21 protein-coding genes are annotated in these 21,857 nt (G+C 62.7%); 11 read left to right on the top strand and 10 right to left on the bottom strand.

Features of this window, described 5'->3' with window-relative positions; genetic code table 11:
* Positions 1-34: 34 nt before the first annotated feature.
* Positions 35-1,549, bottom strand: coding sequence for a sulfatase (locus tag GY725_08390; GenBank protein MCP4004198.1), 1,515 nt, complete (start codon positions 1,547-1,549; stop codon positions 35-37).
* Between the two features lie 44 nt (positions 1,550-1,593).
* Between GY725_08390 and GY725_08385 the strand changes: the two genes are divergently transcribed.
* The 4 genes from GY725_08385 to GY725_08370 are packed head-to-tail and all read left to right on the top strand — an operon-like array spanning position 1,594 to position 6,184.
* Positions 1,594-3,546 carry a DUF3604 domain-containing protein gene (locus GY725_08385; protein MCP4004197.1) on the top strand — a complete coding sequence of 651 codons (1,953 nt, stop codon included), beginning with the start codon at positions 1,594-1,596 and terminating at the stop codon, positions 3,544-3,546.
* Positions 3,543-4,484: a peptidyl-prolyl cis-trans isomerase gene (locus GY725_08380; GenBank protein ID MCP4004196.1), complete on the top strand. Its 942-nt coding sequence runs from the start codon at positions 3,543-3,545 to the stop codon at positions 4,482-4,484. Before GY725_08385 ends, GY725_08380 begins: the two co-directional genes overlap by 4 nt.
* Positions 4,481-5,467: a HupE/UreJ family protein gene (locus tag GY725_08375; GenBank protein ID MCP4004195.1), complete on the top strand. Its 987-nt coding sequence runs from the start codon at positions 4,481-4,483 to the stop codon at positions 5,465-5,467. Before GY725_08380 ends, GY725_08375 begins: the two co-directional genes overlap by 4 nt.
* A 9-nt stretch (positions 5,468-5,476) precedes the next feature.
* Complete coding sequence (locus GY725_08370) at positions 5,477-6,184, top strand: Crp/Fnr family transcriptional regulator (protein ID MCP4004194.1); 708 nt, start codon at positions 5,477-5,479, stop codon at positions 6,182-6,184.
* Positions 6,185-6,190: 6 nt separating this feature from the next.
* On the opposite strand, the gene GY725_08365 is transcribed toward GY725_08370, so the two are convergent.
* On the bottom strand, positions 6,191-6,571 hold the full coding sequence (locus tag GY725_08365; protein ID MCP4004193.1) for a RidA family protein: 381 nt from the start codon (positions 6,569-6,571) through the stop codon (positions 6,191-6,193).
* Between the two features lie 170 nt (positions 6,572-6,741).
* On the bottom strand, positions 6,742-7,452 hold the full coding sequence (locus GY725_08360; protein ID MCP4004192.1) for a hypothetical protein: 711 nt from the start codon (positions 7,450-7,452) through the stop codon (positions 6,742-6,744).
* A gap of 90 nt (positions 7,453-7,542) precedes the next feature.
* Here GY725_08360 and GY725_08355 point away from each other — a divergent pair, with 90 nt between their 5' ends.
* Genes GY725_08355 through GY725_08345 form a run of 3 tightly spaced genes read left to right on the top strand, consistent with a single transcriptional unit; the run spans position 7,543 to position 10,601 of the window.
* The gene (locus GY725_08355) at positions 7,543-8,406 is read left to right on the top strand and encodes a crotonase/enoyl-CoA hydratase family protein (protein ID MCP4004191.1); all 864 of its coding nucleotides are present in this window, start codon (positions 7,543-7,545) and stop codon (positions 8,404-8,406) included.
* Positions 8,403-9,176 carry a crotonase/enoyl-CoA hydratase family protein gene (locus GY725_08350; protein ID MCP4004190.1) on the top strand — a complete coding sequence of 258 codons (774 nt, stop codon included), beginning with the start codon at positions 8,403-8,405 and terminating at the stop codon, positions 9,174-9,176. The genes GY725_08355 and GY725_08350 overlap by 4 nt, the downstream gene beginning before the upstream one ends.
* 30 nt (positions 9,177-9,206) lie before the next feature.
* Positions 9,207-10,601 carry an amidase gene (locus tag GY725_08345; protein ID MCP4004189.1) on the top strand — a complete coding sequence of 465 codons (1,395 nt, stop codon included), beginning with the start codon at positions 9,207-9,209 and terminating at the stop codon, positions 10,599-10,601.
* Positions 10,602-10,618: 17 nt separating this feature from the next.
* Here the strand turns inward: GY725_08345 and GY725_08340 are convergent, their stop codons facing one another.
* The gene (locus tag GY725_08340; protein ID MCP4004188.1) at positions 10,619-11,230 is read right to left on the bottom strand and encodes a hypothetical protein; all 612 of its coding nucleotides are present in this window, start codon (positions 11,228-11,230) and stop codon (positions 10,619-10,621) included.
* 58 nt (positions 11,231-11,288) lie between these two features.
* Here GY725_08340 and GY725_08335 point away from each other — a divergent pair, with 58 nt between their 5' ends.
* Together GY725_08335 and GY725_08330 are read left to right on the top strand one after the other, a co-directional pair.
* Positions 11,289-12,827 (top strand): long-chain fatty acid--CoA ligase, encoded by a 1,539-nt coding sequence (locus tag GY725_08335; GenBank protein MCP4004187.1) that lies wholly within the window; start codon positions 11,289-11,291, stop codon positions 12,825-12,827.
* A 1-nt stretch (position 12,828) separates the two neighbouring features.
* The gene (locus GY725_08330) at positions 12,829-13,497 is read left to right on the top strand and encodes a nitroreductase family protein (GenBank protein MCP4004186.1); all 669 of its coding nucleotides are present in this window, start codon (positions 12,829-12,831) and stop codon (positions 13,495-13,497) included.
* Positions 13,498-13,512: 15 nt separating this feature from the next.
* Here the strand turns inward: GY725_08330 and GY725_08325 are convergent, their stop codons facing one another.
* The 6 genes from GY725_08325 to GY725_08300 all read right to left on the bottom strand — a co-directional run bounded on the left by GY725_08325 (position 13,513) and on the right by GY725_08300 (position 18,572).
* Entirely contained in the window at positions 13,513-14,184 is a 672-nt protein-coding gene (locus tag GY725_08325; protein ID MCP4004185.1) for an alpha/beta hydrolase, read from the bottom strand.
* Entirely contained in the window at positions 14,181-14,540 is a 360-nt protein-coding gene (locus GY725_08320) for a lactoylglutathione lyase (GenBank protein MCP4004184.1), read from the bottom strand. The genes GY725_08325 and GY725_08320 overlap by 4 nt, the downstream gene beginning before the upstream one ends.
* An 82-nt stretch (positions 14,541-14,622) precedes the next feature.
* A complete protein-coding gene (locus GY725_08315) occupies positions 14,623-15,273 on the bottom strand; it encodes an alpha/beta hydrolase (GenBank protein ID MCP4004183.1) in 651 nt (216 codons plus the stop codon).
* Positions 15,270-16,181 (bottom strand): alpha/beta hydrolase, encoded by a 912-nt coding sequence (locus GY725_08310; protein MCP4004182.1) that lies wholly within the window; start codon positions 16,179-16,181, stop codon positions 15,270-15,272. The genes GY725_08315 and GY725_08310 overlap by 4 nt, the downstream gene beginning before the upstream one ends.
* 25 nt (positions 16,182-16,206) lie before the next feature.
* Positions 16,207-17,571, bottom strand: a complete 1,365-nt coding sequence (locus tag GY725_08305; protein MCP4004181.1) for an MATE family efflux transporter — start codon at positions 17,569-17,571, stop codon at positions 16,207-16,209.
* Positions 17,572-17,789: 218 nt separating this feature from the next.
* Positions 17,790-18,572: a cyclase family protein gene (locus GY725_08300; protein MCP4004180.1), complete on the bottom strand. Its 783-nt coding sequence runs from the start codon at positions 18,570-18,572 to the stop codon at positions 17,790-17,792.
* A gap of 250 nt (positions 18,573-18,822) precedes the next feature.
* On the opposite strand from GY725_08300, the gene asnS reads away from it, so the two are divergent.
* Both asnS and GY725_08290 read left to right on the top strand, forming a co-directional pair.
* Positions 18,823-20,226 carry an asparagine--tRNA ligase gene (gene asnS, locus GY725_08295; protein MCP4004179.1) on the top strand — a complete coding sequence of 468 codons (1,404 nt, stop codon included), beginning with the start codon at positions 18,823-18,825 and terminating at the stop codon, positions 20,224-20,226.
* A 6-nt stretch (positions 20,227-20,232) separates the two neighbouring features.
* Positions 20,233-21,654 (top strand): hypothetical protein, encoded by a 1,422-nt coding sequence (locus GY725_08290; GenBank protein MCP4004178.1) that lies wholly within the window; start codon positions 20,233-20,235, stop codon positions 21,652-21,654.
* The last annotated feature ends 203 nt before the right edge of the window (positions 21,655-21,857 follow it).

Here is a 21,857-nt window from a genome sequence, read left to right as displayed (position 1 = left end):
CTTGTAACGGATCGCGCCCGAGTTCCGCGTCCGCCTAATCGCCGTACCCCAGACGTTCGAACTGATCGGAAGGAGCTTCGATTTCGCGCAGTGCCGTGCGAAGCTGTTCGGCCGCGCGATCTTCCTTCTGCGTTCCAGCGAGGTCGCGCTCTTCGTGCGGATCCTCGGCAAGATCGAAGAGCAGGTTTCCGGCAAACGAGCCGTAGCCCCAGAACGGCAAGACGTCTCCATCGAAGAACGGCTGGCGGATCACGGGCACGTTCGATCCGGGCATGCGATCGAGTACTGCACGTTCGTCGGGTAGGGGCAATTTCAGATCCGGCAGTCGGTGTACCGGCATCGTGGACCAGCGATTCGACCACATGGAAAGCGGTTCGTTCTTGCCCACGGGGCCGCGCACGTACTTGGTCTGAGCGTCGATCAGGTGGACTTCGCGACCCCAATAACCACTGAGTGCGTATTCGCGAATCTGGGAAGCTTCGCCCCGCAACAGCGGGAGCATCGATTGCCCGTGGGTGCGATGCGACGATTCAGCGCCGAAGATGTCGAGCACCGTCGCGTGGATGTCGACGTTCGTGGTCAGCGCGTCACAGGTACCGGGCTCGACACCGGGCATCGAGATCATCAGGGGCGTGTGCCCCAGGGTTTCGTAGACCGGTACTCCCGGTTTCCCCCAACAGTCCTTTTCGCCCAGATAGTGGCCGTGATCCGAGCACAGGATCAGCGCCGTGTCCTGCCACAGGTCTTGCCGGTCCATGACATCGAGGATGCGACCCAGCCAGTGATCGATCATGGTCAGCTTCCCGCCATAGCTGGCGCGTACCTGATGGGCTTCGCGCTCGCTGAGGATGCCGTCCGCGAAACCGGCCTTCGTATACGGCGGCCAGATCAGATGTGGACCTTCCCAGGAGTCGTCGTACATCGAGGCGTAGGGTTCGGGCGTGTCGAAGGGTTCGTGAGGGTCGAACTCGTCGACGAATAGGAAGAAGCGCTCGTGGTGGGACGCGTGATCTTCGAGCCAGGCCGCGGCACCCGCGAGCGTGCGCGGACCGGGAAAGTCGCTCTCGTCGCGGAAATACCCCCGCGAATCGTCGTAGGCGGTGTGTCCCCGACCGAAATCCGGCGCGCCCACCCAGCTGGGGTCGGGCCGTGTCTTCCACGGATCGGATTCGTGACCCCGCTGGTAATCCCAGGCGGTGAAGTCGCAGTGGTAGTTTTCTCCCCCGACCTCGAACAGGTGCGGGTGATCACTTGCGAGCATGGTCGTGACGCCGGATCGGCGCAGAGGAACGGTCAGCGCTTCCTCCCAGATTTCGATCGATCCCCAGGGGCGCCACAGAAAGTCCAGCACACCGCACAGAATGTCGTGGCGGGCAGGCATACAGGGCAGGGAGCCGACGTAATGGCGCAAGAATCGCGTCGAGCGCTTTGCGAGTCGGTCGAGGTTGGGTGTGTCGAACTCGCGGCTGCCGTAGGCGCCGAGAAGGTGGCGATTCAGGCTGTCGAGTAGCACGATGACGGTGTTCTTCGGCGATCCGGTGGCTTCCATATCTGTATTGTACAATCGCCGCGCTCACAGAGGAAAAGGTGCGGATGAATTCCAGGGTCGGATCTGGTGTGACACTCGCACTTCTGGTGCTGATCTCGCCGATTTCCCAGGCTGGCGAGGCTTCGTTCGAGCGCACCGAGGTTCGCGAAGCCTGTGCCGCGTACGATCCGCAGCGCAGGCCTTTGTTCGGAGATCTGCACGTTCACACCGCGATTTCGCTCGACGCGGGAACTCAGGGCACGATCAAGCGTCCAGCCGACGCCTATCGCTTCGCACGCGGCGACAAGCTCGAGATCCAGCCCTACGACGAGAACGGTCGCGGATTGCGCCAGTTGAAGCTCGCCCGGCCGCTCGATTTCGCGTCGATTACCGATCACTCCGAGCTCTTCGGAGAAGTCCACGTCTGTACTTCGAAGGAACACCCTGAATACGGCTCGTGGACGTGCTGGGTGTACCGCGAGTGGCCGCGGGTCGCCTTTTTTCTGATGAACACCCGTTCGAGCACCGGAGATGCGGAAGACCGACCCACGCGTTTCGGTTTCTGCGGTCCGGATGGAGAAGTCTGTGTCGAAGCCGCGCGCACGCCCTGGAAGGAGATCCAGGATGCGGCCGAAGCCGCTTATGATCGCTCTTCGAGTTGCGAGTTCACGTCCTTTGTCGCTTACGAGTGGACCGGCGCAGCGGGCCTCGGAAACAATATGCACCGCAACGTCATCTTCCGAAATCAGAACGTGCCCGATCTGCCAGTCAGCTTCATCGAGGCGCCACATCCGGAACTGTTCTGGGACCAGTTACGCCAGGCTTGCATCTCGGGCACACCCGGGTGTGAGGTGCTGGTGATCCCGCATAACTCGAATCTGGGTGGTGGGCAGATGTTTTCGACCGAGCGGCTTGGCGGTGGCGCGATCAGCGTGAACGAGGCGAAGTCGCGGGCGGAGTTTGAAGTGCTGGCCGAAGTCATGCAGCACAAGGGCGACTCGGAGTGTTTGCCCGGAGGGGACACCGAAGACGAACTCTGTGGATTCGAGAAGCTCAGCTACAGCAACTTCGCCGGACGCTTCGTGCCCTGGGAGAAGGAGGTGCCTTCGGCGCGCCAGTTCTTGCGGAATGCGCTGAAAGAGGGACTCCTACAGCAGGCGAAGCTCGGAGTGAATCCGTTCAAGTACGGATTCATCGCGAGTACCGATACGCATCTGGCTGCGCCGGGCGCGGCGGACGAGGACGCCAGCTTTGCCGGACACGGAGGCGCGGGAAGACCCGCACGAGGTTCGATCCCCGCCGGCTTGCCCGATTCCGCGGATTTCAATCCCGGGGGGCTGGCAGTGGTCTGGGCCGAAGAGAACTCGCGCGATGCGATCTTCGCGGGCCTGCAACGGCGAGAGACCTATGGAACGAGCGGAACGCGCCCCTTCGTGCGTTTCTTTGGCGGTTGGGACTACCCGGAGGATCTCTGCGACCGAGCTGATTTTGCGCGGATCGGTTACGCGCAGGGGGTGCCCATGGGTGGCGACCTGCCGATACCCGACGAGCGCCAGGCGGCGCGCGGTCCGCGTTTCGCACTCGCTGCACTGCGAGACCCGGGTTCATCCGGACGACCCGGAACACGGCTGGAACGCATCCAGATCATCAAGGGCTGGCTCGACGCCGGAGGAACGCCGCGCGAACGGGTCTATGACGTGGCGGGCCAGGGGCCCGACGGGCCCGGCGTCGATCTGAAGACCTGCCGCGTCGCAGTCGGTGGGGACGATGCCCTGTGCACCACGTGGTCGGATCCGGACTTTGACCCCTCGTCAGCTGCATTCTACTACGCGCGAGTGATCGAGAATCCCACCTGCCGCTGGACTACACATATCTGTAACGCCGGCGGTGTCGACTGTATGAGACCGGATACGATCAGCGACGGTTTCGAAGCCTGTTGCGATCCGTCCGTGCCAACAACCGTTCGAGAACGGGCCTGGACCTCACCGATCTGGTTCACGCCCGCCAAGCACGAGTGATCTGGCGCCTCGGGCAGTTCTTGTTGATCGGTGCGGTGCTCTTCGCCGGGAAGTCCTGGCTGGAGGCATCGCGTCCCGCCCCTGGGCCCGAACCCATCGAAATCAGCGCCATGCAGGAGATCGGGATTCGCGGTCAGTTCATGGTGAGAATGGGTCGCGAGCCGACCGAGGGTGAACTCGCCTATGAGATCTCCCGCGCCGTCGACGAAGAGGTGTTGTTTCGCGAGGCGATCGCTCTCGGAATGCAGCAGACCGATAGCGTTGTTCGGCAGCGTCTGGCGCGCAATCTGCGCTTCGTCGATGGCAATACCGAGAAATCCGACGACGAACTGGTACGCGAGGCATTTCGACTCGGACTCGACCGCAGCGATCCGATCGTTCGCAGGCGCTTGATACAGCGCATTCGGCTGGCCGTCGGCGACCGAGTGCGACGCGAGTCGATCCCCGAAGCAGAACTGCGCGAGGTCTACGATGAGCAGGCCGAGCGCTTTCGGGTACCGGCGCGCGTCTCCCTGGCTCATGTTTTCTTGAGCCGCGATCGTCGCCCCTCTTCGCTCAAAGTCACGGCCCGGGTCGTTTCCGAACGCCTTCGCGCACATCCGCTCTCCAACCGCGAAGCGATCGCGTTGGGGGATCCATTTCTGCAGGGGCACGAATTCACGTCACTCGGCGAACGCGAACTCGCGAATATCTTCGGTCCGGAGTTCGCCCGAGCCGCCTTTTCGCTTGCTAGCGACAACTGGTCGGAACCGCTGAACTCGGCCTACGGTCTGCATATCGTGCGCATCAGCGCTTTCGAACCGGAAGGGCCGCAGAGATTCGAGCTGGTCAAAGCGAAGATCTCCGCAGAGTTGCTCGCCGAACGCGAGCGGGTCGCACTTGGAACACTGCTACAGGAATTGAAGAAGGGTTACCGGATCGTGAGGCTGAAGCAGTGATCCGCGGACTCATGCTGTTGGCGGTGCTATTGCTGATTGCGCCGACGGTGCGTGCCCATCCGCTCGCACCGTCGCTACTCGAAGTCGTGGTGCGCGAAGACGGACGTGTGAAACTGCTCTTCAAGACGCCGGTCGTTCAACCGCGGGGAGCGCGGCTCGAGCCCGTGTACCCCGAGAGCTGCCGGGTCGAGGAATCGGGAAAAGTGTACCTGAGCGGGACGGCCGCGGTCGTCGAGTCACTGCTCGATTGCGGCGAGGCTTCGCTAGTGGGTGCGCGTTTCGGAGTTTCCGGACTGCGCGAGAGTGGTACCAACGCGATCGCACGCATCGATCTGGGCGATGGCCGGATTGCGCAAAGTGTTCTGCATGCGGGTCAGCCCAATCTACTCGTTTCTCCGCAGCCTTCCTGGATCGAGACCGCGTTCGCCTACCAGAGGCTCGGTTTCACGCATATCCTCCAGGGTCTGGATCACCTGCTCTTCGTGGCGGGACTCGTACTGCTTTCGGGTCTGGGTCGCCGCCTGTTGTTCACGATCACCGCATTCACGCTGGGGCACAGCGTGACCCTGTCTCTGGCTGCGCTCGGTTGGTTGCGTCTGCCCGCCGCTCCGATCGAGATCGCAATCGCGCTCAGCATTCTGTGGCTGGCCCTGGCGCTGGTTGAATCTGCGGACGATGACCGGCCCATGTGGCGTCATCCCGGCTGGATGGCGCTCGGCTTTGGCCTGCTACACGGCCTGGGTTTTGCGGGAGCGCTGCTCGAGACGGGCTTGCCCCAGGGCGATATTCCGCTGGCCCTCGCATCCTTCAACATCGGAATCGAGTTGGGCCAGTTGCTCTTCGTGAGCCTGCTGATCGCGCTGGCCGGGCTCTTCCGCCGGTTCGTACGGCGCTGGCCGCGCTGGGCGAACCTCGCCGCGGCCTACGCGGTCGGTGGCCTGGCGGCTTTCTGGCTCATCGAACGAATCGCGAACTCATTGTAGAATGACGTCATGAGTGCAGTCGGAAGTCTCGACCAACGCAGCCTGCTCAAGAAGGTTTCGATCTTTCGCGATGTCGCCGATGCCGAACTCGATCTCCTGCTCCAGATCACGACCACCAAGCGCCTCAAGCCCAAGGAAGTCCTGTTTCGGAAAGGCGATCCGGGCAAGCAGTTGTACGGGATCATGAGCGGGCGACTGCGCGTTTCGGCCGCGGGCGAGGACGGCAAGGAAGTGGTCTTCTGTTTTCTGGACGCCGGTGAAGTCGTGGGTGAGATCGCGCTACTCGATTCGAACCCACGCTCGGCGACCGTCGAGGCCGTCGACTCCTGTGAGCTATTGACGCTCCATCGCCGCGACCTGATTCCGTTCCTGGAAAAGCACCCTCGTGTCACGGTCAACCTGGCGGCCGTACTGGCCGGTCAGGTGCGCCGCTTGAGCGAATTGATGGAAGACACGCTGTTTCTCACCCTGCCGTCGCGACTCGCGAAGAAGCTGCTCTCGCTCGCCCAGTCCTATGGTCGCCCCGGCGAGAAGGGAACGCGCATCGAAATGCGTCTCCCGCAGGGCGAACTCGGTGAACTCGTCGGATCGAGCCGCGAAAGCGTCAACAAGCAACTGCGCAGTTGGTCGGAAGAGAGCATCGTGGAATTCGATCGCGGCTACGTGACCATCCTGGACCACGACCGGCTCGAGTCACTCGCCCACATGCTGCTCTGAACGCATTCAGCTCGGCTTGCAGGCGATGCAATCGATCTCGACGAGCGCGCCGAGCGCCAGCGCAGAGCAACCCACGGTGATACGAGCGGGAGGCTCGTCTCCGAAGAACTCCATGTAGGCCTTGTTCATTTCGGGAAAAACCGACATATCGGTCACGTAGATATTCATCTTCACCACGTCCTCGAAACTTGCGCCCGCACCTTTCAGGATTTCCCCGATGTTCTCGAGTGTTTGTCGCGTCTGCGGTCCCATGCCGCCGTCCGCAAGCTCGAAACCTCCTTCACTGGTGCCGAGCGTTCCGGAAACGAAGATGAGATCACCTGCGATGGTGGCGTGTGAGAACGCGGGTAATCGGCCGACCTTTTCGACGTTGATCTTCTTGTTCAATGGAATTCCCCCTCCTGGCTGCATCCCGAGAATTGTGGTCCGAAGAATGGGTCCGGCGTCTACCGGGGTTCTGAACCTCGCGAGAGGCACGCAGAGTGACTCTCGCAGTTGCTGGAGGTTCTCATTTCGAGCCTTCCGGCACCAGACCCATTCTTCGAACCACGATCAGGTTAACGCCGGTAGGGGCGTAGGGCGGGCAGTCGGGGGCGTTCCGGTTCGCTCGGGAAGTGGCGTTCGTAGCGCGCTCTCAGCCAGCGCACGGTGTTGCCGAGTGATGAGTGGAGGCGCCATTGCGTGAAGCGCAGCCTTTCCAGTTCTTCGGGGGAGCGCAGATGTCTGGAGAGGTCGTGAAGCAGGGCGCTGGATTCCGCTTCGCGAGAGGCACGGGCCAGGGTGCGCGCGAGTTCGAGGGTGCCGAGCAGATGCCTGGGCTCGATCTCGCGCAAGGCCTGTAGAAGATGGATGGCCTGGGGACGCAGTTTGCGGCCGCGGAAGTAGCGATAGCCCTCGAGCAGCGAGTCGACGGCTTCGTGACTTCTTCCTTCGTGTCGATGTAGCTTTGCGATCGCCAGCCAGACTTCGACACAACGCGGCATGCAGCGCACGGCGTCGCGATAGGTAGCGAGCGCACTCTCCGGTCGACCCTCCTTCAGGTAGGTGCGTCCGGCGATCCGATAGCTGATCCAGGCATCGAAATCCTGGCCGACCTCCGCGAGAAGTGGGGCGATGCGCGTGTGCAACTCCGCGTTGCCGGTTTCCAGTGCGATGACCCGGCGGTAGAGACGGATGGCCCGGCGCCTCTGGCGCCGGGCCTGCGCTCGTGCTGCGGCCTGCAGAATGCGCGTGCGGTCATATGGAGCGTCAAACGAAAGGAGTCCCAATACCGTCCGTCATCGGCTTCCGAGTAGAGCACTGGGTGACCCGAGTCACGGCAGCGAATCTCCGGTGTCGTTGTCGGGCATACTGTCGCGATGAGCTACACCAGTCTCAAAACAGGGATCGAGGATGGCGTCTTCACGATCACGCTCACGCGTGCGGCCGAGTACAACACGATCACGCCCGATCTGCGCGATGAACTCGCGGTGGCCATCGATGAGGGCGATGCGCACTCAGAGGCACACGTGATTCTGTTGCGAGCCGAAGGGAAGGCCTTCTGTGCCGGGTACGGACTCGACTGGTCCACTCGAGCGCAGTCCGAAGAAGGTGGCCAGGTGAAAAAGCGCGCATGGGACTCGGTGAGCGATATGCGCATGATCGGCCGCTTCGTCGATACGTATATGAAGCTGTGGTACGCCAGCAAGCCGACGATCGCGGCCGTGCAGGGTTGGTGTATCGGTGGCGGAACCGACATGGTTCTGTGTGCGGACATGATCATCGCGGGAGAAGGTGCGAGTTTCGGCTATCCGCCTTCACGCGTCTGGGGCACACCCACGACGGCGATGTGGGTATATCGAATGGGGCTCGAGCGAGCGAAGCGCTATCTGCTGACCGGAGATGAGATTCGCGCGGACGAGGCTGCGCAAATCGGACTGATTCTGGAAGCCGTACCCGATGATTCCCTGCAGGAACACGCGCTGGCCTTTGCCAAGCGAATGGCGCAGGTTCCGACCAACCAGCTCGTGATGTTGAAGCTGCTCTGCAATCAGACGGCCGAGAACATGGGTCTGGCTTCGAGCCGCCAGCTCGGAGCGCTCTTCGACGGGGTCGCGAGACACACTCAGGAAGGTCTGGATTTTGTCTCGCGCGCACAGGACGTCGGTTTCCGAAATGCGGTGCGGGAGCGCGATGATCCATTCGGCGACTACGGAAGTCGCCCGAAGAAGGAGTCCGAATGATGAGCAACGTTCGCTACGAGACCGAGGAGCAGACGGCGATCATCACGGTCGATCGTCCCAAGGTGCGAAACTGTGTGGACGGTCCGACAGCTGTCGAATTGGCCGCCGTATTTCGGCGCTTCGACTCGGACGACGCGCTCTCCGTTGCGATCCTGACCGGTGCAGACGGTTGTTTCTGTGCCGGAGCGGATCTCAAGGGCGTATCCGAGGGCAGGGGGAACCGCGTACAGGAAGACGGCGACGGACCGATGGGTCCGACCCGTTTCCTGTTGAGCAAGCCGGTAATCGCGGCCGTCGAAGGCTACGCCGTGGCCGGCGGACTCGAACTGGCGATGTGGTGTGATATGCGCGTTGCCGCCGCCGACGCGGTCTTCGGTGTCTTCTGCCGCCGCTGGGGAGTCCCTCTGGTCGACGGCGGTACGATCCGTCTGACGCGCGCGCTGGGTCACAGTCACGCCCTGGACATGATCCTGACGGGCCGCGGTGTTTCGGGAGAAGAAGCCCGGCTCATGGGTCTGGCGAACCGCCTCGTCGAGCCGGGACAAGCACTGGGCGAGGCGAAGAAGCTCGCAAAGCAACTCGCCGACTTTCCCCAGCTTTGCCTGCGCGGGGATCGCATGTCCTCGTACAAGCAGTGGAATCTGCCGCTCGATGAATCGCTGCTCGAAGAGACGCGCATCGGGCTCGAAGTGATCCGATCCGGAGAAACCCTCGACGGCGCGCGTCGCTTTGCGGAAGGCGCCGGGCGTCACGGAGAGTTTTCGGACTGAGCGTCGCCAGCCATCGTCTACAATGCAGGTATGAGTGAAATCCACGCGCTGGACCTGATCGAAGTCAGTCGGCGATTGCGCAAGCGCGAGTTGTCAGCCGTCGAAGTAACGCGCGCGATGCTCGCGCGCGTGGAAGCGCTCGATCCCGAGTTGCACGCTTTTGCCGAATTTCTGCCCGAAGCCGCTCTCGAAGCGGCCGAGCGAGCAGAGCGGGAGTACGAGCGCGGCGAGATTCGCGGCCCGCTGCACGGCGTTCCCATCGCGGTCAAGGATCTGTGCGCAATGAAAGGTGTGCGCACCGCGGCCGGAACCAAGGTCATGCGCGATCGCGTCCCCGATCACACCGCGACTCTGGTCGAACGACTGCAGGCGGCGGGCGCTGTGATTCTGGGCAAACTCCAACTCACGGAAGGGGCCTACGGCTGGCACCACCCCGAAATCCAGCTTCCGGTCAATCCGTGGAGCGCGGAGCACTGGACGGGAGTGTCATCCAGCGGCTCGGGGGTGGCCACAGCGGCTGGGCTCTGCTTCGGTTCCCTGGGGTCTGACACCGGTGGATCGATTCGCTTTCCATCGGCGTGCTGCGGTCTGGTCGGGATCAAGCCGACCTACGGTCGCGTGAGTCGCGACGGAGTCTTTCCCCTGGCCCACTCGCTCGATCACATCGGTCCGATGACGCGTTCGGTGGCGGACGCGGCGGCGATGCTCGGCGTGATCGCCGGGTACGATCCGCGAGATCCCACGAGCCTGCGCGCAGACGTTCCGGACTATGTCGCCGAATTGGAGGGCGATCTTCGAGGCGTGCGCATTGGAGTGGATCGCTCTTATGTGTGCGATCGCGTGGACCCGCTCTCGAGTGGGGCGGCCCTGGCGGCTCTGGATCGCTTTCGCGAACTGGGGGCGGAAGTTCGAGAAGTCGAGCTTCCAGCGCTGGAAGCGTTGATCGCGGGCTGGGCGATCACGACGTCGGTCGAGGTCGCGATGGCCCACGCAGAGACCTTCCCGAGTCGGGCCGAGGACTACGGTCCGCAGCTGCGACAACTGCTCGAACTGGGACAGACGGTCTCGGGCGCCGACTACGCCCGCGTCGAGGTCGAACGTGCGAGTTTCAAGGGACGGCTCGAAGGTCTGTGGGAGCGCGTCGATCTCTTGATTGCGCCCGCGATGCCGATGCCGCCACCGACTGTGCCCGACAGCACGGCGGGAGTCGACGATCCGAATCTCGCACCGCTGCTGATCTTCACCGCGCCGTTTGACTATTCTGGTAGTCCCACGATCTCGTTACCGGGAGGCTTCAGCGAGGCCGGTCTTCCGCTCGGCTTCCAGCTGATCGGACCGCATCTTTCCGAGGCGCTGTTGTGTCGGGCCGGACACGCCTATCAACAGGTGACTGACTGGCATCGTCGACGTCCTCCGGGGTTCTGATCGCCGCTGCAACGCGTTTAGAAGATCTGGAACCAGCGCTTGGATTCGAGACGCTCGCGGCACTCTCCGAGCTGCCGATCGTAGCGGGCTGCACGGGCCGCGACTTTCTTGGAAACGCTGAGCAGCCACTTCTTGCTCTTGTGCGTACCGCGTAGATAGCCGCCGGGTCCTTCGTGGTAGGCGATGTACAGGTGCCTGGCGTCGCCCTTGGAGACAAAAGTGCGCTTGGAGAGCTTGTCGCCGTACCAGCCGATGAAATCCGTCACGTCTCCGAAGTCGTCGCGATCCGCGCCGCGGTTCCCGCTACTGCGGATGTAGTTGCTCCAGGTCGTGTCGATCACCTGGCCGTAGCCATAGGCCGTGGAGGGGCGAACGCCGGGGAACACCCACAGAAAGCGCGAGCGCGCGGGCCTTGCCCGGGCGCGGAAGCTCGATTCCTGGTGGATGATTGCCATCTGGGTGGCTTCGGGAATGCCCCAGCGCCGGGTCGAGTCCCTGGCGTCTCGATACCAGGCGCGGTGCTGGGAGAAAACGGCGCAGAGATCGTCTGGTTGGGCCGGTGGTGGCGTTACGCACCCCTGGAGCAGTCCGATTCCCCACAGAGCGGCTCCCAGAAGCAAAAAGCTCAGTAGACGGGCGGGTCGCGGTACAATGCGGCGACCTTTGAATCGACGAACGGAGGACCTCATGAAGAACAACTTAGGCCTCTTTCTCGCGAAGCGCGCACAACTCTGCCCCGGGATCGAAGCGGTGGTCGAAGTCGAGCGCGGGCGTCGCTTTACCTACGCGGAATTGAACATCCGGACCAATCGCGCGGCCCACGCTCTACTGGAGCGAGGCGTGAAAAAGGGCGATCGAGTCGCGCTGCTGATGATGAACGGCGTCGAGTACCTCGAGTCCTATTTCGCAGCGGCCAAGATCGGCGCGGTCATGGTTCCGCTGAACTGGCGCCTGGTTCCCGATGAGCTGGAGTTCATCATCAACGATTCGGGTTCAACCGTTCTGATCTTCGACGATGCCTTCGAGTCCGCCGTGCTGGAACTGCAGGGCCGAAAGACCACGGTCAAACACTGGTTGAGCGCGGGCGAAGGCGCACCGGGAACGGGTATCGAAAGCTACGACGCAGCAGTGGATGCCGCGTCCGAGGAAGAACCCGAGATCACGGCCAGCGACGACGATCTGCTCTTCATCATGTACACCTCGGGCACCACCGGCCTGCCCAAGGGCGTCGTGCAGACGCACAGTACGACGATCTGGGCTTCGATCACCGTGAACATGACGGCGGACATGCGCTATCGCGATCGCTATCTGCAGGTCATGCCGCTGTTTCATGTCGGCGCGCTCACACCGGCGACTGGCGTCATCCATCGCGGCGGTACCCTGGTGGTCATGCGCGCGTTTGATCCCAACGCGATCTTCGATGTGATCGCGAACGAGCGGATCACGACCGGTCTCGCGGTTCCCGCCATGCTCCAGGCCATGTGGGCTTCAAAGAAGCGCGAGGGCGCGGATCTCAGCAGCATCCGCTGGATCATGAGCGGTGCGGCTCCCGTGCCTGTCTCGCTGATCGAGAAATACGCGGAAATCAACATCGAGATCCAGCAGGTCTACGGTCTGACCGAGACCTGTGGCCCCGCCTGTCTCATCAGTCCGGAAGAGGCTCTCGCGAAGGCGGGTTCGACCGGGCCGGCCTTTCTGCACACCGATGTGCGCGTGGTGAGCGACGCGGGCCAGGATGTGGGACCCGGCGAGATTGGCGAGGTGATCATCCGAGGTCCGCACATCATGACCGAGTACTGGAACCGCCCGGAGGCCACCGCCGAAACGATCCGCGACGGCTGGTTGTATTCCGGGGATCTGGCGACGGTCGACAAAGAGGGCTTCGTCTACATCCAGGATCGCAAGAAGGACATGATCATTTCGGGAGGCGAGAACGTCTATCCCGCCGAGATCGAAAACCTCCTGTCCGGTCACCCGAAGATCAAGGATGTAGCGGTGATCGGTCAGCCTTCGGAGCGCTGGGGCGAGTCGCCACTGGCAATCGTGGTTCCCGCCGACGGTGAATTCCCGGAAGCGCAAGACGTACTCGACTACTGCAACGGCAAGCTCGCCAAGTTCAAGATGCCGCGGGGTGTCGAGTTCGTCGAAGAGATTCAGCGCAACCCGAGTGGCAAGATCCTGAAGCGCATTCTCAGGGACGCATTTCCGGGCCCGGCCGCGGAATAGCATGGAGATCGATCCGCAGTCCGTCGAACACGCCCTGCGAACCACGCGATCGGTGCGCCGACGACTCGATTTCGATCGCCCCATCGACCCCGAAGTGCTCGAAGCCTGCATCGACACGGCGACGCAGGCGCCGACGGGTGTCGACCAGGAGAGTTGGCGTTTTCTGATCGTCACGGATGCGGAAAAGAAACTCGCACTTGCCGAGCTTTACCGGCGGGCCCTCGCCCGTTACCGCACCGCCCTCGAACAAGCGGGGCCGGCCGATCCTGGAAGCGAACGTCCCGCGCCGCGACCGGCTCAAGAGGCGCTGGCCAAACGCCTGCACGAGGTTCCCGCACTGGTCCTGGTGTGCGCGGAAGGTCGTCCGCACCCCGACGATGTGGCTCTACAGGTCGCGTTTTACGGCTCGATCCTGCCGGCCGCCTGGTCGTTGATGGTTGCCCTGCGCGCCCGCGGTCTTGGTTCCACCTGGACGACTCTGCATCTCCTGCACGAACGAGAGGCGGCGGGGGTGCTCGGGATTCCCGAGAATGTGACCCAGACCGTATTGCTTCCGGTTGCCTACACACTCGACGCCGTCCTCAAGCCCGCGAACCGCAAGCCAGCACAAGAGGTCACGTACTGGAACTCGTGGGGGACTCGGCGCCCGTCGACGGACGAGACGATCTAGCAGGATGCGCAGTATTCAGGCCTGCGCGAGTTTCGTCAGCAGGTCTACGAGCAACCCGGGCTGCGACATAAACGGCGAATGCGAGGTCTCCCATTCGACGATGTTCGTGGCCCGCTTCGCGAGCCGGCGCTGGAACGAAGCGTCGAGTGCGCGGTCCTGTGTGCAGACGACGTAGGTCGAGTTGATGTCGCACCACGCAGGTCTGGCCGATTCTCCTTCCGGCGCCGTGAAGAACACGGGTCGCAGTCGATCGATTGCGGACTGAGCATCTTCCGGAGAGCAGTCTTCGTAGAATGCCGGTAACGCGGCTTCGGGGGTGATGGTGGTCGAACCGTCGTCGTTGAACGACATTCCCCCGACCAGGGGAGTTGGAGGAGCCGTGGCCATCAAACTCGCGAGAGTCTCGTCCTCGTTCTGCATGAATGCGGCCAGATAGACGAGATGCGAAACATCGAGCCCAGATGCGGCTTCGGTGATGACAGCGCCGCCGTAGGAGTGGCCCAGGACGACCGCGCCCGGGCGCGTCTCGATCGCCTGCCGCGCCGCCTCCACGTCATTGGCAGACGAAGTGAAAGGCAGGTCGATGGCCGCAACGGCGAGTTCGCGTTCTCGTAGACGCGGAACCACGTGATCCCAGCACCAGGCGCCATGCCACGCTCCGTGAACCAGAATGATCGGTCGACTCATTTCGGGTACGCCTGGTTCAGTTCGACGATATTGCCGGCCGGGTCTCTCAGGAAGCACTGCCGTGCGATCGGCGGGATCTCGTTGATCGGACTCACGTCGATGCCGCGTCCAATCAGTTCTTCGCGAGCGCCGTCGATGTCTTCGACGCGAAGCGCGAAGTGCTGTCCCTGCGGGGCCTGGTGATCATCGACCTGCAGCAAGTGCACTTCCTGCGGGCCACACTGCAACCAGGTTCCCGGGAAGCCGAAATCCGGCCGCGAGATTTCCTTCATACCCAGGACGTCTACGTAGAACTCGGCGACCTTCTGGGTGTCGTCGACATTGAGCGATACGTGATGAACTCCGGCGTGCTTCACGGCCTGTCCTCCCTTGGATGGGCAGATTGTACGCCCACAGAAGTGCTTGCGGCTACTCGGCAACCGGCCACTTCGCTGGCGACTACTGGACGGACGCGTACTCCGCGAGAGCTTCGGCGAGTGGGACTTCCTGGACTCCGGGTTCCTTGGCGACGGCCTCGAGCCATTCCGGACGCTCGCGCGCGCACACGCTGATCGGTCGGTCGAGATCCGACAGACTGGTGGCCTGACGCACGAAGCTGGAGGCGTAGTCCGGCGGCCGGATGTCTCCCGCCAGTTCCACGATTGCATAGGGATCGGGCGGCGAGACCGCATGCGGATCTGCGACCGGCACCAGTGGAGTCCCGGGACGGGCACTGCCACCGGCGAGTCCCGGTCCGTCGCCCAGAATGATCCCCTTCACGAGTTTGGGCCGGGCGCCCAGCGTGAGTAGCGCGACGTACCCGCCGAGTCCCCGCCCGGCGATCGTCGCGGTTTCGAGATGGGCGAGTGCGATGTCGACATCGCCCATCAGAAGTTCGCAGGTGTACCCGCCGCCCACCGGAATCGTCGACTGACCGTGTCCGGTGAAGTCCAGAGCGTGTACCGGTCCGGGCCAGTCCTCGTACTCTTCCGGAAGGTGCTCGGGCGAGCGCTCGGCCAGTCCGTGTAGCAGGAGTAGAGATCGTCCGTGGCCCGCGCGGATTTCGTGTAGCGCGAGGCGGATCTTCGAATGCGCCAGGTAGTGGATCAAGTCAGGAACTCCAGACACAGGTCCGCGACGCGCCGCGGGTGTTCGATGTGCACGAAGTGCCCCGAGTCTTCGAACGCCACCAGTTTTGCGTCCGGTGGAAGATAGGGTTCGACTTCGGAGGGTTTCGTGCCCCAGCCCATTTCCTCTTTCTGCTCGCCGAGAATTCCGAGCAGCGGTACCGGAAAGCCGGGCAGGCGCTTCAGATACCAGTCGGGTCGCCAGGGTCCGAAGCCTCCGAAGCGCATGACGGGATCGATTTTCCAGCGCCAGCCGTCAGCGTCTTTGCGCGCGCCGATCGGGACCAGATAACGCAACCACTCGTGTGTGAGCCGGGGGTTCATTCGGCCTCGACGCTTGGCCAACTCGTCGATCGTGCCCGGCTTCCGTTTCAGTTCCGAAGATACGCGTCGATGATCCAACCAGGCGGAAAGCTCGCTGTCGCGCAGGCGCGTGCGTTCGTGGTCGGCCACGTCGGGCGCGTTCCACTTCGAAGGCATGCCATCGATGTTGATGAAGCGGCTGACGCGATGCGGTCGCGCTTCGCAAAGCTGCATGAGCACGCCGCCTCCCTTGCTATGACCGATCATCGCAACGGGTTCGCGCGATATCGTGTCGAGTACCGCTAGCGCGTCGCGCTGATCCGCCTGCCAGGAGTACAGGGCCGCGTGATCGGAATCCCCGTGACCGCGGTGATCCCAGCACACGACGCGATAGCCCTCGTCCGCGAGCAGGGGCGCGAATCCGTCAAACGTGCCCGCGAAATCGAAGCCGCCGTGGGCCAGTAATATCGGCTTGCCGTCGGGTTCCCCCCATTCGTGCACGGCGAGGCGTGCGCCTTCGGGGCCGACGAAGTGCTGCCGGTCGGGACGGCGTGCGCCGGGATAGCGGACGGTTTCTTCCTCGCTCATCGTTCACTCCAAGTGTCCAGAAGGGTCACGCGATCGACCTCGCGTGTTTGTGGCTCCAGCGACCGGTCATCAACCAGCCCACCATCAACGCGGCATTCACGTAGGCGTATACCAGGTTCCCGATCCACATACCGCGCGCGCCCATGTCGCTGGCGGTGGCGAGATAGTAGCCGAGTGGCGCGCCGACCAGGAACGCGACGCTCACGGAGATGAGCATGGGCGAGTTCATGTCTCCGGCCGCTTGCAGTGCTCGAAACGAGGTGAAGTACAGCCCGGCTGTCAGCAGGATGGCACTCGAGAAGGTCAAGTACTCCGCGGCCAGCGCGGCGACTTCCGGGTCGCTGGTGAAGGCTCCGACGAGTTCGTGTCGAAACACGAAGTAGAACAAACCCAAGGGCCAGAGCACCGAGCACTGCACGCCGTAGGTTACCCAGATCGACCGCCAGGCGCGGGGCAGGTTGTTCGCACCCAGATTCTGACCCACCAGCGTCGCACAGGCGTTGGCGATCGGGAACGCGATCATGATCGGAACCATCTCGAGTCGCAGCCCGATCGTGAAGGCGGCCTGGACTTTCCCTCCGATCCGGCTCGCCAGCCACATGAAGAAGAAGATCATCGACGTACGGGCCAGCATGTGCAGCGCCGGTTGCCACGCTGAACGGACGATCCTGCGCAACACGGATAGGTCGGGTTTCAGATGTCGGGCTCGCAGGTGTACGCGACAGCGTCCACTGAACAGAGCCCAGCTGGCGACGAGCAGACCGCTGAATCCACCCAGTCCAGCTCCGAGGGCGATCCCCGCGATACCCATTTCCGGGAAACCGAAATGCCCAAAGGCCAGTGTGTACTCGCCGAGGATTCCCATGGGAGTGATGACGAAACTGATGAGCATGGGCGTGGTCGAGTCTCCGGCACCGTTGAGTACCGAACTGAACGACTGCACCATTATGGTGAAGGTGAGCGTCGCGAAGGTGATGCGCAGATAGGTGGTCGCGAGCGCCTGCACTTCGGGGTCGCGCATGACCAGTGCAACCAGCGGTTCGGCGAAAAGAAAACCGATGACCGCGGTGAACAGCGCCAGAAGGATTCCCAGCAGGAAAGTCTGGCCCGCCACGTGTTCGGCGCCTTCGATGCTGCCCGCACCCACGAAGCGCGCGATCAACATCTGCGCCGCAACCGACAGGCCAAACGACATCAGAAAGAAGAACTGGCGCAGCGTCTGGTTCGTCGCACCCGCCGCGGCCAGTGAAGCGTCGCCGAGTCGACCCAGGAAGCTCAGGTCTACCAGCTGAAACAGAGCTCCGCCCATCAGAGACATGAAGATCGCCGGGATCGAAAGAGCGGCGATCGAACCCAGAAGATTCGCCTGCGTGTGGTCGCGATTGCGCACACGCGACAGGAAGGAGTCGCGACCTGCGCCTGCAGCTGAATCTTCAGGCGAGCCAGGGCCAGGGAGGGGTTTTGGGGGTGCGTCCTGCACTGGAGGAGATTAGCCTTGAAATGAGGGATCAGCTTGCTCGACGCGGGATATCTGGTCTGCGGTGCTGCGCCTCCCAGTCTTCATCGCCGGGTGGATTGCCGCCTTGGCTTGGCCTCTGGCACCGAGAACTACCTGGGCACGACTGCCACCACCCTCACCGGGCCACCTGATCCACCGGCAATCTTCATCGGTAGTGCCATGACGAGAAAACCGACAGGCGGTAGTTTTTCGAGTCCGGTCAGGTTCTCGAGTCCGCCAACACCCAGCGCAGCTGTTATGCGATGCACCGTGAAGTCGTCGGACTTGCCGTAGTCAATGGAGGCCGTATCGATGCCGAGTAACGATACTTTTCGGCTCTCGACCAAGAACCGGGCGGACTCGGCACCGTAACCCGGGAATTGCAGCTTGCTGGCGTCCCCCGGGGTGTCATCGCCGAGGTATTTCTTGGCGTCCGGCCAGAATCTGCTCCAGCCGGACCGCAGTAGTACGATCGTGTTTGAAGCGATGCGTCCGTGCTTCTTCTCGAACGCTTCTACATCAGCAACGCTAAGTCGATAGTTTCGATCGTTCGCCGCCTTCTGGCTGATATCGATGACAACGCCCGGGGCGATCAGATTTTTCAACGGAATCTGATCTGTAGTCAGGCCGTCCGCGGCAAAATGAATCGGGGCATCGAGATGCGTGCCGCCGTGTTCTGGAGTGCAGACGGAGTTGGAGGAATAGAACCAGCCACCGTCTGTCGGGCCGTAGGCCAGTTGCTGTTTCTCGAAACGCGAGGGAGAGGTTGGCCAGTAGAGCGTGTCGTCGCCGTAGGAATGACTCAGGTCGATCAATTGGTGATCACCCAGTTCGAAGGCATGGGCCGGTATCCATACCAGCCAGAAGACGACAAACAATGCGCAGTTTTTCATGGTGAAATTCCTCGAGGTTCTTCTGCCTGACCCAGCATACAGGTCCCGCGCGATCCGCAGATTCGGGACACCAGGTCCACGGCCATGGCCAGACTGTCCAACGGTGTCGAGCCTGAGCGCTCGCGCGAAAGCTACAGCAGCCGGGGCTCTGTCCGAGGAGTTCATGCCACCTGACGGGAACCCCGGGTGGTCCTCGGGGGTGGGGGGGGCGTCGCCGTCGGGCTATCGTCTGGTTCTCTGGGGGTGAGAGATGGCGCAGTTTGAAAATCCGTTCAGCTCGGTGAAAGAAGTTCTCGGCCGTTCGGCGGCCGAGGGTGTTGTCGCCGTGCGCGGCTGGGTTCGGACGGCCCGCCACTCCAAAGGCGTGTCTTTTCTGGACGTGAGCGACGGATCGTGTTTCTCAGGCATACAGGCCGTACTCGATCCCGCGCTGCCGGACTACGACGCGGAGCTTCGCAAGCTGCGCACAGGCTGTTCCGTCGCCGTCGAGGGAACGCTCGCTGAATCTCCTGCCAAGGGCCAGGCCTTCGAGATCCAGGTGTCGCGGATCGAAGTCATCGGGCAGGTGGAGGATGACTATCCGTTGCAGAAGAAACGACACAGTTTCGAGTTCCTGCGCGAGATCGCGCATCTGCGCATGCGCACGAACACGATTGGTGCGGTGATGCGGGTTCGCAACTCCGCGGCTCGCGCGGTGCACCGCTTCTTTCAGGAGCGCGGCTTCATCTATTTGAATACGCCGATCATTACCACCTCGGACGCCGAGGGCGCGGGGGATCTTTTCCGCGTAACCACGCTCGATCCCTCGCGCGTGCCGCGAAAAGAATCCGGAGACGTCGATTACGGACAGGACTTCTTCGAACGCGAGGCCTATCTGACGGTTTCCGGCCAACTCGAAGCCGAGATCGGCGCTCTGGCGCTGAGCAATGTCTACACCTTCGGGCCGACGTTTCGCGCGGAGAACTCCAACACCAGTCGGCATCTTTCCGAGTTCTGGATGATCGAGCCGGAGATGGCTTTCTGCGATCTGCGCGGGGACGCCGATCTGGCCGAAGCCTTCTTGAAGGAGATCTTCCGTTCCGTGCTCGAGGACTGTCCCGACGACATGGAGTTCTTCAACGAGCGCATCGACAAGACCGTTCTCGAGACGCTGCGACACATCGTCGATAGCTCTTTCGAGCGTCTGACCTACACCGAGGCGATCGAAATCCTGGAACGCACCGGCCGGTCTTTCGAGTATCCTGTGAAGTGGGGCGTAAACCTGCAGAGCGAACACGAACGCTTCCTGGCGGAAGAGCACGTGGGTCGACCGGTGATCGTCACCGACTACCCCAAGAGCATCAAGGCGTTCTACATGTACCTGAACGACGATCAGAAGACTGTGCGGGCGATGGACGTGCTCGTACCGAAGGTCGGCGAGATCGTCGGAGGTTCACAGCGGGAGGATCGACTCGACGTATTGAAGTCGCGCCTGACCGAATGCGGTCTGCCGCACGAGCCCTACGACTGGTATCTGGATTTGCGCCGCTTCGGGTCGGTTCCCCACTCCGGTTTCGGACTGGGCTTCGAGCGCGTGATTCAGTTCGTAACCGGCATGGCCAACATCCGAGACGTGATTCCATTCCCCCGCGTCCCCGGTTCCGCAGAGTTCTAGGCGGCCGTGGGTCGAAGCCGCAAGCGACCCCAGCGAACATCGGGCGCGGAATCCGCACCGATCTGGAAACCAGTGCTCCTGGTCGCCTGTGCGCTGGGCCTGGCGGTTCTGTTGTGGAATCACGTCGAGGGCCTGAACGGTTCAGCGTACTGGTTCTGGTGGTGGCGAATGCTGCCCTCGTCGAGTGCCTATCCGGTCATGGCACTCTGCGCTCTACCTCTTGCGGCCGGGTTGTGGGTCTATCGCGAGGAGCGCTTGCGAATCGTTCTGGCGCTGGGGCTGGTCTCGCTGTCGACCGTGACCCTGCAGGTCGGCTCGCGCTGGCTCGAAGAGACGGGAACGTTTCAACGCACGAGCAATCTGGTGAACGACGCGAAGACCACCAGTTACTTCACCGACGCGACCGAACTACTCGGACAAGAGGAAGTGCTGGGCCGGTTCCACGAGCGTTCACCCGATTACAGTCTGCACAGCAGAACTCACCCGCCCGGTCCGATCCTCTATTACATGCCCTTCATCTGGGCGTTTGAAGATGTGAACCTGCGCGCGCTCACGGCCGCATTCTGTCTCGTGTTGCTCACGTCCGTTTCCGTTCCCGCGACCTACGTCATGGCGCGTGGCTTCGGCGCGACCGGACCTCCGGCGTTTTACGGCGCTTGCGTGGTGTCGCTGATGCCGAGCCTCCTCTTGTTTGCCCCCCTTTTCGATCCGGCGTACATCGGCATCACGGGCGTGATGCTGGGCGCATGGGCCAAGGCCCTGCGTAGCGATCGGGCTCGCTGGGCGCTTCTGGCCGGTGGCGCGATCGCCGTGGGGATCTTTTTCAGCTACGCGTTACTGACGCTCGGGGCCTTCATCGTCGCTTTGGCCGGGTTGCGCATCGCGGTCGAAGGCCCCGAGACGATTCGCCCGATCTTGTCTCAGGTCGGTCTCGCACTCGCCGCAATCGTCGTGCCGTACGCACTGCTGTGGCTCGTGACCGGTTTCGATCCGATCCAGACCTTCCTGGTCGCCGTCTCGACCCAGGCGGATCTTGCGGCCCGGCACAACCGTCCCTGGCCGACGACGATCCCCTCGGACCTGCAGGACTTCGCGCGCGGCGCGGCCTGGCTGCCGATTCTCTTGCTCGGTTTCTACGTCCTGGATCGCATCACTGCTCGCCAGAAACTCACGCGCCTGGCCTGGATCGTCGGCCTGTGCGTCCTCCAGGTCGCGATCGTTGCGGGCAGTGGTCTGCTGCGCGTCGAAACTGCCCGCGTGTGGGCGTTCCTCGTGCCGCTGGTTGCGTTCCCGGCCGGACTCGAGTTGGCGAACTGGAGTCCGAAGCAGCGCTGGCTCGCATTTGCGGCGCTGTGGCTCGTGCTCGCCGTCATGCACCAGACGATCGTCTTCCCGGTCGGTGCAATCCACCCGAGTGCCGCGCCATGAGCCCGGCCTCGGAACATCGAGTGTCCGGAGCTGCCTAGGGAACCTCTGCACAGTGAGGCTGCGGCTGCGCAGCGCGATGCATCCGCCTGCGCTGCGTCGCGCGACCCTCTGCAGATCTACGGATCTGCGATCGGATCACGCTTCTTGCTCAGGCGGCGACTCCCGCTTCTCGCTCGATTCCTCCCTGTGCAGAGATTCCCTAG

It is taken from the genome of bacterium (assembly GCA_024226335.1).
Taxonomy (GTDB): Bacteria; Myxococcota_A; UBA9160; order SZUA-336; family SZUA-336; genus JAAELY01.
The sequence above is the reverse complement of the archived record's forward strand: the minus strand, read 5'-3'. Positions and strand labels throughout refer to the sequence as shown.

Coding starts and splice junctions, on each gene's coding strand:
- GY725_08330 (MCP4004186.1), top strand. CDS start 12,829: ATGGAGATCGATCCGCAGTCCGTCGAACACGCCCTGCGAACCACGCGA.
- GY725_08345 (MCP4004189.1), top strand. CDS start 9,207: ATGAGTGAAATCCACGCGCTGGACCTGATCGAAGTCAGTCGGCGATTG.
- GY725_08385 (MCP4004197.1), top strand. CDS start 1,594: ATGAATTCCAGGGTCGGATCTGGTGTGACACTCGCACTTCTGGTGCTG.
- GY725_08300 (MCP4004180.1), bottom strand. CDS start 18,572: ATGAAAAACTGCGCATTGTTTGTCGTCTTCTGGCTGGTATGGATACCG.
- GY725_08370 (MCP4004194.1), top strand. CDS start 5,477: ATGAGTGCAGTCGGAAGTCTCGACCAACGCAGCCTGCTCAAGAAGGTT.
- GY725_08325 (MCP4004185.1), bottom strand. CDS start 14,184: ATGAGTCGACCGATCATTCTGGTTCACGGAGCGTGGCATGGCGCCTGG.
- GY725_08355 (MCP4004191.1), top strand. CDS start 7,543: ATGAGCTACACCAGTCTCAAAACAGGGATCGAGGATGGCGTCTTCACG.
- GY725_08350 (MCP4004190.1), top strand. CDS start 8,403: ATGATGAGCAACGTTCGCTACGAGACCGAGGAGCAGACGGCGATCATC.
- GY725_08390 (MCP4004198.1), bottom strand. CDS start 1,549: ATGGAAGCCACCGGATCGCCGAAGAACACCGTCATCGTGCTACTCGAC.
- GY725_08335 (MCP4004187.1), top strand. CDS start 11,289: ATGAAGAACAACTTAGGCCTCTTTCTCGCGAAGCGCGCACAACTCTGC.
- asnS (MCP4004179.1), top strand. CDS start 18,823: ATGGCGCAGTTTGAAAATCCGTTCAGCTCGGTGAAAGAAGTTCTCGGC.
- GY725_08310 (MCP4004182.1), bottom strand. CDS start 16,181: ATGAGCGAGGAAGAAACCGTCCGCTATCCCGGCGCACGCCGTCCCGAC.